Raw genomic sequence first — 10,766 nt, forward strand, 5'->3', positions numbered from 1 at the left:
ATGTAGCGAAAGAGCTTTTGCTGGTATTCCCAGACTTCGGCGCTACCGAAGAAATCACCCGCGCTGCTGATGAGACGGTACGGGTTATGGCGATAACGGGGGTTGACCCAGACGGCCCTCGAGACGTGGGAATGGAACAGCAGGTTCCAACTGATCTTCATGTCGCGCCGCTCGCACCAGTCGAAGAGTTGATCCATCCGTCCGCAACGGTTTTCGTCGTAGCGGCCCAGGCCGCTGCCCATTGTCTCGAGCGTGGTGGGAAAGAAACTGATGAAGTTTGCCCCCCGTTTCTTCAGGTTGTCGAGGTCGGCTTCCGTTATGGCGCCCTGATTATACAATTCACAGTTGTCGTTGTACCACAAGCCGACGCCATAGAAGGGGGTGTGATCGCTATGCATCAGGTAACGCCGATTCGGTGCGATGCCGACAAAACCCGGGTGCGCAGAAGCCGTCACCACACACTCCGCCCGAGCGCTCTTCGCTCTGTCGGTCGGGGTGTTAACCGTCACGACGTAGTGCCACGTGCCCGTCTCTGTCGGCGTGAAACGAACCATCCACAGGGCAGCCCAACTCGACGGGTTGTAGAAGCCCCATATTTTCCATTTTTTTCCCGAGGGAGCCGTGAACGTCGCCTGCAGGTCAATCTCTTCTGGATCAAACGGGTTGCAAAAATCGGCGTCGAGATCAATCCGCAGTTCCAGCTTTTCGTAAAGCCCGACGGATGCCGAGACGGCTTGGATGGCGTTGATTCGGCAGGGCCCAGCCGGTCTGCCAGACAGGCGGGAATGCGCGTGACTTCGAGAACGTGACTGCATAAAACCGACCGGTCCTCCCTGCGTTGTTACACGCCTCCGCCCCATTCCAGTGATCGTCCTGCGCTGGTCCAGCCCAGACTGTTCCTGCGGCGCACGGCTTGCGTATCCTTGACGGCCTCGCCTGTGTTGCGGAGTGTTCCGTTCTCCAGATCCGGGCTGTTGATGGCGTGCAGCCGTTCGATCAGGTGCTGCCGCATTTCCCGGACCTTCTCCGGCAGGGCAGGGGCGATGTCGTTCAGATCATTGGAATCCGCTGCGTGATCGAATAACTGTTCGCGACCGTCCTTGACGAAGTAGAGGTATTTGTGTCGGCCATCATGGACCATGTGTTGGGCATCAATGGCGCCGCAGAGCCGATCCCTGACCGCGCGTTGCTCGCCCATGACCAACGGCACCAGATCCCTGCCCTCGACGTCCTCCGGCGCCGCGATGCCGGCCAGGCGACAAAACGTGGGCAGCAGGTCGGCCAGTTCGATCAGCGCAGCGGATGCCGCTCCCGTATGGGCGCGCTGCAAGGCGCGGGGCGGGCGGATGAGGAAGGGGAGTCGCGCGGCCGAGTTGTAGAAACTGGATTTGGCGATGTCGTAGTGATCGCCCAGGTGTTCACCATGGTCGGTGGTGTAGATCACCCACAGGTCGTCCCAGAGGCCGTGCAATTGCAGATAGCCGAACAGCCGTCCGAGCTGGTGGTCAATGTTGGTGATCATGCCGTAGTACACGCCGCGAGCCTTGCGCAGTTCATCCCACCCCATGGGTTTGCTGTTGTAGGCTGTCCGATGGTTGAACTGCGCGACAGGACACGTCTCAGCGTCCTCCCATGTCCCGATGGCCGGCGCAGGGATAGGACTGTGGTCGTACATGCTGTAGAAGGGTTCGTGGATGGCGAACGGCGGATGCGGATCCACGAACGAACTCCAGAGGAAGAACGGGCGGTTCTTTTGGCGTTCGCGCACATACTCGATACAGTGGTCAACAATCCAGTCGGTGCCGTATAACTCGGGTGGGATCGGCGAGAGCGTCGGATGCAGCTCGTTGGCGCCGACGCCGAAGACATAGCCATCACGCCGGACGTGCAGTTGCTGCTCTCGTTTACAGCGTTCGATGGGAATGACGGTTTCGAAGCCGGCCTTGAACGAGGTGTCGGTGTGCCAGTGACGCTTGCCAACCAATGCGGTCTGATACCCCGCTTGCGTCATGAGACTGCCGAGGAAGGCGTCCGGGGCGCGCTGGATCCGGAACTTGTCTGCGTACTCTGGACAACCATAGGTTGACGACTTCACGCCTGTGATCATCGTCGTTCGCGCAGGGATGCAGACAGGGCAATCCGAGTACGCATTTTCGAAACGCACGCCCTCGTAAGCCAGTCGATCCAGATGAGGGGTTCTGACGCACGGGTGCCCCGCGCAGCCGAGGGTGTCCCAGCGATGCTGGTCTGCGGTGATGAACAGAATGTTGGGCTGTGATTGTGGCATGTCTTTCCTCATCGTGGCGCAGGTTCCAATCCGAGGCGGACGAACTGCTCCGGCGGCGCGTCGTTTTCTTTCATGCACTGGACGAGCTGTCGGGTCATCGTTTCCTCGATTGCCGGATCATGCAGGGGCATCTTCTGGCTCGGATCGGTATGGGTGTCAAACAGCAGGGTTCTCAACTCTCCCTCTTCCACCCAGGCTTTGCCGCTTTTAATCTTCATGGTCTGGCAACCCTTGGTGAACGAGAACGGCAACTGCAATCCTTCCATACCACGGAGTTCATCAATGAAGAAGGGTCTGCGCATGTGTGTGGGCATGAGCGTGTAGTTGTAGAGCGGGGAATTGTCGGGGTTGGCCGGGCCGCGCATATAGACATAACGGCCGTCGGTGCAGTTCACGTGCGCGCCGTGAAGCCCAAAGAGTCCGGCCTCGCGCACCGGCGTGTCGCTGACGATGGTCTCGCGAAGGGGTTTTCCCTGCATGTCTTTCGGCAGAGGCAGACCGAAATAGTCGAGGATCGTCGCCGGCAGATCGATCGTCTGAATCAGGCTCTTGCGACGCTCGCCCCGGATCTTCGAGCGGGGATCCCAGATGAAGAGCGGGGTGTTGGCGATTTCATTGTAGAATGGCATCCGGCATTTGCCCCACCAGTCATGTTCGCCAAGCAGGAAGCCGTGGTCGGTATTGACGATGAGCAGCGTGTCTTTCCAGAGATTGAGGCGGTCCATTTCGTCCAGCACACGACCGAGGTAATGGTCGCACATGGAGATGAGCGCGGCATTGACCATCTGGTAATGTTTGGACAGGCGTTCATCCCGGGCAGGCGAATAGTCGGGCCAGTCGTTCTGGAATTGGGTGAAGTCATAGTCGTAGAGCTTCTTGAAGCGCTCAGGGACAAAATAGGGCTCGTGCGGATCAAACGTTTCGATCTGGAGGAACCACGGGTCGTGCCGGGCGTTTCTGCGCATGAACTCGACACCCATGGCGACGGTCTTGGCCAACGGGAACTGCTCCTCTTCTGCCATGTAATGACGGTTGATGGAGTCTTGAAAACACCATTCGCCCCCTTTGTGCGGATTGTGATTGAAGATGGTCTGGTTCAGGTCGGCTTTCCATGGATCGCCTTCCTGACCCCGCGAGATGTCCCAGGTCTTGTAGCGGGTATGGTAGTTGCATCCGCCTTCCTCCCAGTAATGATAGTGGTCGCTGGCGAGGTGGCTCCAGATGCCGTTTTGCTTGAGGATTTCCGGCATGGAATCGTCGAACGGCTCGATGGGGCCCCAGCTCCGGTGCAGGAAGTTGTAGCGGCCGGTATGCAGCTCGCGCCGCGCAGGCATGCAGGGCATGCTGCCGACAAACGAGGTGTCGAACGTGGCGGTTCTTTCCGCGAGCCGCTTGAAGTTGGGCGCATGGACCCAGTCGCAACCGTAGGGCGGCAGCATGTGACGATTCAGCGAATCGAACATCAGCAGGATGGCTTTCATAGCATCTCCAGACTATCGCTGCTTATCCGGATCGGCGTACTGCAGAATGTGATCAATATCAGCCCCGACGTTGGGGCAGGGAGAATCCGCCTTGAGCTTGAACCCGCCAAGGTTCGCCAGTCCGATGGGCGATGTTGCGCCGCAGGGATTGACGAAGCCCGGATCCTTCGCCTCCGCGCCGGTTCCGGACGGGTTCTTTCCCTTGGGGGTATAGTAGTAGTCGCCCACGCTCACGACTTTGGCCTTGTTTGTAGAGAAACTGCCTTGAGTGGCCACGAGCAGATTGCTTCGCATCGTCTCCCCCCAAACCGCGTAGGTTCCTTTCAGGCCGTCACCTAGATAGAAGGTGTTGTTTTCAAAAGCGATGCCTTGATTGTTATTTTTGCTGCCAAACGGCTTTTCGTTGACGCTTACATTATGGCGCACGATACAATCCGGGTGCTTATGCCAACTCAGAATGAAACCGCCGCTGTTGTCGTGGCTGTAGTTGTACTGGATGATGGTTCTCTTCGACCAGCCGTCCACGTCGAAGCCCGCTGCATCGCCGTTCGGAAAATGCGCGTAGGCTTCGTTGTACTGGAACACGCAATCAATGTTTTTAAATCCGCCCCAGATCCCCGCCGAAACCTCCGTGGGCTTGGCATTATCCCGATAGCCACAGTGATGCGCCACGTTGTATTCACAAAGCCCCTTATAGGTTCCGCACATCTTGATGCCGTCTCCGGAGGCGTAGGCGATCCGGTTCTTCCGGATGCGAAGGTTGGTGATACAATCCGAGGTGTCATCCAGGTTGTATTTGTCCTTGCTGCCGGGCGGCGGCGGTTTGTTCCAACTGGACGTGGTGATGCCGCTACGGCCGGCATACTCGATCCGGTTGTTTTCGACCAGGACGTCGTCCCACAGCGTGCCGTTTTTGGCGGCCAGGCGGATGCCGCCCAGGTTCTTGTCGCCAGACTCGGCGGAGCAATTACTGTCGTCGCTGGTAATGTGGTGCACGTAGCAATTCCGGATGTAGATGTGGCTGTGTTTCTCGCCGCTGTTGTCCTGAACCAGAATGCCGTGGCTTTTTGTTTTCGTACCAAAGGCGTTGGTGATTTCCAGATTACCGACTTCGATCTGCCCGGTATCGTCAATCTGCAGCACCCCTTGGTAGTCGCTGAGCCCATTGCCATCCAGAATCGGCATCGCCCCTTCGCCGAAGGCGTCCACGATCACCGGTCGGCCCGGTAGTCCCTTTCCCTTGATCCGGAGTTGGCCCAGAAACCGTTTCCCGCGCTCCAGCAACACGCGGTCTCCCGGGCCGTAGACTCTGCTGGAAGCCTGAAGGAATTGTTCCTGGGTGGAGATGCGGTAGTCCTCAGCGTGAACGGCGTCGGCGAGCGACAAGAGGATGCCCAGCGCCAGAGACGCCGATAAGCCGGCGGATCGTGTTACCCAATGGTCCATAATCATTTCCCTTCGCCTTCGTTCATCGTGGCTTGTCTGGATCGGCGTGCTGCAGGATGTGATCAATGTCAGCCCCGACGTTGGGGCAGGGAGAATCCGCCTTGAGCTTGAATCCGCCGAGGTTGGCCAGGCCGATGGGCGATGTTGCGCCGCACGGATTGACGAAGCCCGGGTCCTTCGCCTCCGTTCCGGTCCCGGACGGGTTGTTGCCCTTGGGGGTATAGTAGTAGTCGCCCACGCTCGTCACGCTCGACTTGTTCGTAGAGAAACTGCCTTGAGTGGCCACGAGCAGGTTGCTTCGCATCGCCGCCCCCCAAACGCGATACGTTCCTTTCATGCCATCGCCGAGGTAGAAGGTGTTGTTTTCGAAGGCGAGTCCTGATGTACTACTAAAGCTGCCAAAGGGCTTCTCGTTGACGCTCACATTATGGCGGATGACACACTCCCGATTCGGGCCAAAGCTCAAGATGAATCCGCCGGCATTGTCATGACTGTAGTTGTACTGCATGATAGTGCCTTTGGACCACATATCCACGTCGAATCCGCCCGCATCACCATTCGGAAAATGCGCGTAAGCCTCATTGTATTGGAACACGCAATCAATGTTCTTGTTGGCACCCCAGATGGATGCCGAAACATCCGTGGGTTTGCCGTTTCCGGGGTAGCCGCAGTGATGCACCACGTTGTATTCGACAAGCCCCTTGTAGGCCATGCGCATGATGATGCCGTCTCCGGAGGCATAGGAGATCCGGTTCTTCCGAATACGCAGGTTGGTAATGCAATCCGAGGGGTCTTCCAGGTTGTGCCCCCCTTTCCCGGGCTTCTTCCCCGGTGGTGGCACGTTGGGTTTTGACCACCCGCCCGTTGTGATTCCGCTGCGTCCGGCATACTCGATCCGGTTGTTTTCGACCAGGATGTCGTCCCACAACGTTCCGTTTCCGGTAGTGAGATGGATGCCACCCAGGTTCTTGTCGCCAGACCCGGCCGTACAATTGCTGTCGTCGCTGGTGATGTGGTGTACGTAGCAGTCACGGATGTAGATGCGGCTGTGCTTCTCGCCGCTGTTGTCCTGAACCAGAATGCCGTAACTCTTGGTTTTGGTGCCAAAGGCGTTGGTGATTTCCAGGTTGCCGACTTCGATTTGCCCGGAATCGTCTATCTGCAACACCCCTTGGTAGTCGCTGAGCCCATTGCCATCCAGAATCGGCAACGGCCCTTCACCGAAGGCGTCTACGATCACCGGTTTATCGGGCAGTCCCTTCCCCTTGATCCGCAGTTGTCCAAGAAACCGTTTGCCCCGTTCCAGCAAGACGCGGTCTCCCGGACCATAGGTTCTTTCGGAGGCAGCCAGGAACTGATCCTGGGTAGAGATACGATAGTCCTCGGCGTGAACGGCGTCCGCGAGTGACAACAGGATGGTCAGCGCCAAGCAAGCCAACAAGCCGGCGGTTCGTGTTTGGTAGTGATGCATGGTCTTTTCTCCTTTAGGGTTTCAGGCATAGGGCGATCAAGTCATCCACATGCGCGGTTGCGAGACATTCTACTGTATCAGCGGCGCCGTAGTAAATCTTCACTTCTCCGCTCGGCTCCAGAATCATGCCGCCGGGGAAGAGAACATTCCCGCGAAACCCGTTTCGCTCATAGTCGGTTTCCGGCGCCAGTAAGGGTTCGCGCAGCATTCCCACCACCTTCCATGGGCATTCGAGATCGAGGAGCATCAGGCCGATGGTGTAGGTCTTGTGCCAAGCGGCGTGCCAGGCGGGAAGTTCCCGGCTCTTGTCAATGCTCACCGCATGGAAAGCCGTGAGCCAGCCTGCGCGCGTCTTGACCGGCGGCGCGCCGGGTCCGATCTTGGAGTTGGCCCACGGGACCTGCTCGGAGCCGAGGACCAATTGCGTGTTTCCCCAGTAGGCGCAGTCGGGCGAGTCGGAAAACCACAGGTCGAATTGCTCGGGCCCCCCGCGACCATAAATCGGGAACGGACGCTCCAGCCGGAGGAATTTACCGCCCACCTTTCCGGGAAATAGAACCATGTTTCGATTGTCAGGCGCCGAAAGGCTCAACACCTCCCAGCGATCAAAGTCGTCCGTAACCGCAATCCCCCCCCCGGATCCCATGCTTCGTGTCCACGGCGAAACACAGGTAGCACCGATTGTCGATCACGGTGATCCTCGGATCGTAGGCGCGGTGAATTTCATCGGTCTTCCAGGTAATCCACGGTTTCGGTTGGGGCGCCCATTTCACGCCGTCATCGGAAAACGCCACGCCGATGTTCGTCCCTTCGAACTGGGCACTCCCCGGATGGCCGCCATAATCATTCCGGAAAACCATGACATATTTTCCCTGGAACTGGGTAACCCCCGCATTGAAAATGAGCGTCGCGGGATACGGTATCCGCTCAGCGGACAAGACCGGATTCATCGGACTTCGGATCACACAAGCGCTCGCAGACATACGTCCCTCTCTCACTCTTACTCGGTTACACTGACTCCACTCGCTGACTCATTTCAAAGCGCATCCATCACTGGAGGCGGTTTCGATTCGACATTCTGTTTGGGGGTCAAAAAAGTGAGCTTTGCCGATAAAGACAGCAAGCTCGGCGACCTGCCCGATCTGGAATTTAACATGGGCATCCACGCGGCTGATGAAAGGTGTTCCGCCAAGATCGAAATGAACGTAAGATTCCGCTCCCATCGGCTCGATGATCTCAACCTTGGCCCGCATTCGCGGCGCACCCGCCAGTTGCTCTGCAGCGGTCGAGCCGATATCCTCGGGACGCAGGCCCAGAATCACCGGTTTGTCGCGATAGGCGGCCAGCGCTGAACGCTGGGTTTCCAGCACGGGCAGCCGGGAATCCCCGGGCCCCTCAACGACCAGGCTCCCGCCCACGGAACGAATCCGCGCGTCGAAGAAATTCATTTGCGGGGTGCCGATAAAACTGGCAACAAACCGGTTGGCAGGGAAATCGTACATTCGCATCGGATTGTCAATCTGTTGTGCGACGCCATCCTTCATGACCACGATGCGTTCACCCATCGTCATGGCCTCGATTTGGTCATGCGTCACGTAGATCATGGTTGCGCCGATCTGCTGGTGAAGGCGGCTGATCTCCACACGCATCTGGGCGCGCATTTTGGCGTCGAGATTCGACAGCGGTTCGTCGAAAAGAAAGACTTCGGGTTTACGCACAATGGCCCGGCCGACCGCCACGCGCTGGCGCTGTCCGCCCGAAAGCGCCTTGGGACGGCGATCAAGCAACTCGCCGAGTCCCAAGATTGCCGCCGCTTCCCCGACGCGCGATTCGATCTCCTGTTTGGGAAACTTGCGCAGTTTCAGTCCGAAGGCCATGTTCTCGCGCACGGTCATGTGCGGATAGAGCGCGTAGTTCTGGAAAACCATGGCGATGTCGCGATCCTTCGGCGGAACGTCGTTAACCACGCGCTCGCCGATCTGAATCGTCCCCTCTGTGATTTCCTCCAACCCCGCCACCATGCGGAGCAAGGTTGATTTACCGCATCCAGAGGGGCCGACCAGCACGACGAATTCGCCGTTACGGATTTCCAGATTGAAATCCGCCACGGCCTTGACGCCGCCCGGATAAATCTTGTCGACATGCTTGAGTGTGACTTGCGCCATTTCCAACGTCCTTTCCGCTTATCAGCCCGGCATCCCGCATTCGGGTTCAAGGCGAGGTGCCCGCTCTATTGCCACCAGTCCGACCGGTAGGCCTTTCCCGTCACCTCTTGGTATTTGCGCTGGAGGTCCGGGCGACGCTCCAGATTCAGCCGAATCGTCTCGTTCACTTCCTTGGCCAGCGCGCGCATCGCCTCTTCGGGCATCACCCGATCATTCTCCACCAGGCCGATCCGTTCGTTCAGCCAGCGTATGACCTGACTGGGATCAATGAACGGGCTTGAGTCGAGCGAGCGCGAATCCCGCAGGGCGTCCACGAAGACCTGATGGAAAGCCGGATCGGAAACGACCGCGTTGGTCAGGTCCAGTCCCGACTGCGCCAGCGCGGGATTTGGCGGCATGGAATCACCGTCCTGGACGATCACGCGGCCGTACTCCGGGCTCGCCAGATACTGCAGAAAACGGATGGATTCCTCGCGGTGCGGGCTATTCACGTTAATACCCGCCGCGCGCGAATTGCACCGCCCGGACGAGGGGCGGTCACCCACGCGCGGGAGGCGCGCGGCACCCAGTTTCCCCTTCAGCGCCGGGTAGTTCGGCACCTGGCAGAGATACCACCGCCCGATGAAGATCATGGCGGCGCGCTCCGAACTGAACCAATTCAACCCCCCGCTGCCCCACCCGCCCTGACTCGTCATTCCCGCCGCTTCCGTGGGTGTCGTGATGACGCGGTGCCTGTACATCAGATCCCGGTAGAATTGCATGGCATCAATGGCCTCCGGCGAATCCAAGGCGGACAGGAGCCCCTGGTTCCTGTACAGGGAGCCGCCGTAGCCAACCAGCAGATCGAGGTAAAACCAGTTACTGATAAAGTTCGCCACCGGGATATGCTTCGCCCCGCTCTTGGACGGCGTAGTCAGAATCAGTCGCCCGGCCTCGATGAACTGGTCGTACGTCCAGTTCGCATCCGGGTACGGCACCCCGTGATCGTCGAAAATAGCCCGGTTGTAGATCACCGCGTTGGCCGAGACATTGCAGGGGTAACGATACTGGCGACCGGCGACCACCAGGCCTCCGTGCACGGCTGGATAGGTGTTTTCAATCCCAAAGCCTTTGGCCTTGGCCACATCCGTCAGGTCCAGCAAAATGCCGGAATCGACATACGCCGCCATATCGTCCGCATTGAAGATGTCGATCACGTCCGGCCCCGTTCCCGTCGCGCACTGAACGATCAACTTTTGTCTCGCGCCGGGATCCAGGACGACCTCGACATCGGGATTGAGCGTCTGGAAGAGTGCGGTTTGGACCGACCGGGCGGGATTCAGGTCGGTGCACCAGCGGATCGTGGTGATACCCGGCTTGACCACCCTGTCGCGCGTCAATTGGGCACCCGCATACAACAGCAGAAAGAGCAAGAAGCCGGCTCCGAATACCTTTCTCATCCCTTCACCCCGCCCATTTGCAGCCCCTTGACCAGGAACTTCTGGAAGGTCACGAAAACGATGATCAGCGGGGCAACCGCCATCGTCGCGGCAGCCATGATCATCTCGGTCTGCGTCCCATACGACGAATCCAGCGTCAGCAGCCCGATCGAGATGGGGAACAGGTCCTGGCTGTTCAGCATCACCAGAGGCCATAAGAAAGACTGGTACGACCCGATGAAGGTCAGGATGGCCAAAGCGATCAGCCCCGGCCGCGCCAGGGGCAAAATGATATCCCAAAAGATGTGCCAATGCGACGCGCCGTCGATCTGAGCGGCCTCGTCTAAAGACGGCGGAATCGAGAGCATGAACTGACGCAACAGAAACGTTCCGAAGGTGCTGAAGGCCGCCGGAATAATCAGACCGTGATACGTGTTGACGAACCCCAGCCAGACCATGACCTGAAAATTCGGGATCATCGTCACCACGCCGGGGATC

The 10,766-nt window shown here is 58.6% G+C and carries 8 protein-coding genes and 1 pseudogene; all 9 read right to left on the reverse strand.

The annotated features are described in order from the left end of the window. On the reverse strand, positions 1-860 hold an 860-nt coding region (locus FJ222_09910; protein ID MBM4164736.1), incomplete at its 3' end, for a DUF5060 domain-containing protein. Next, positions 842-2,299, reverse strand: coding sequence for a hypothetical protein (locus tag FJ222_09915; protein ID MBM4164737.1), 1,458 nt, complete (start codon positions 2,297-2,299; stop codon positions 842-844). The genes FJ222_09910 and FJ222_09915, both read right to left, overlap by 19 nt. Then, positions 2,296-3,768 carry a sulfatase gene (locus FJ222_09920; protein ID MBM4164738.1) on the reverse strand — a complete coding sequence of 491 codons (1,473 nt, stop codon included), beginning with the start codon at positions 3,766-3,768 and terminating at the stop codon, positions 2,296-2,298. The genes FJ222_09915 and FJ222_09920 overlap by 4 nt, the downstream gene beginning before the upstream one ends. A 12-nt stretch (positions 3,769-3,780) precedes the next feature. After that, a complete protein-coding gene (locus FJ222_09925) occupies positions 3,781-5,220 on the reverse strand; it encodes a right-handed parallel beta-helix repeat-containing protein (GenBank protein ID MBM4164739.1) in 1,440 nt (479 codons plus the stop codon). Between the two features lie 16 nt (positions 5,221-5,236). Continuing rightward, complete coding sequence (locus FJ222_09930; protein ID MBM4164740.1) at positions 5,237-6,685, reverse strand: hypothetical protein; 1,449 nt, start codon at positions 6,683-6,685, stop codon at positions 5,237-5,239. A gap of 13 nt (positions 6,686-6,698) precedes the next feature. Further along, positions 6,699-7,668, reverse strand: a pseudogene (locus FJ222_09935) (glycosidase). Between the two features lie 48 nt (positions 7,669-7,716). Continuing rightward, positions 7,717-8,850, reverse strand: a complete 1,134-nt coding sequence (ugpC, locus tag FJ222_09940; GenBank protein ID MBM4164741.1) for a sn-glycerol-3-phosphate ABC transporter ATP-binding protein UgpC — start codon at positions 8,848-8,850, stop codon at positions 7,717-7,719. Between the two features lie 65 nt (positions 8,851-8,915). Further along, on the reverse strand, positions 8,916-10,289 hold the full coding sequence (locus tag FJ222_09945; protein MBM4164742.1) for a sugar ABC transporter substrate-binding protein: 1,374 nt from the start codon (positions 10,287-10,289) through the stop codon (positions 8,916-8,918). Continuing rightward, a complete protein-coding gene (locus FJ222_09950) occupies positions 10,286-10,765 on the reverse strand; it encodes a carbohydrate ABC transporter permease (protein MBM4164743.1) in 480 nt (159 codons plus the stop codon). The genes FJ222_09945 and FJ222_09950 overlap by 4 nt, the downstream gene beginning before the upstream one ends. Position 10,766 lies beyond the last annotated feature (1 nt).

The sequence above is a fragment of the Lentisphaerota bacterium genome (assembly GCA_016873675.1).
In the GTDB taxonomy this organism is placed as follows: Bacteria; Verrucomicrobiota; Kiritimatiellia; order RFP12; family JAAYNR01; genus VGWG01.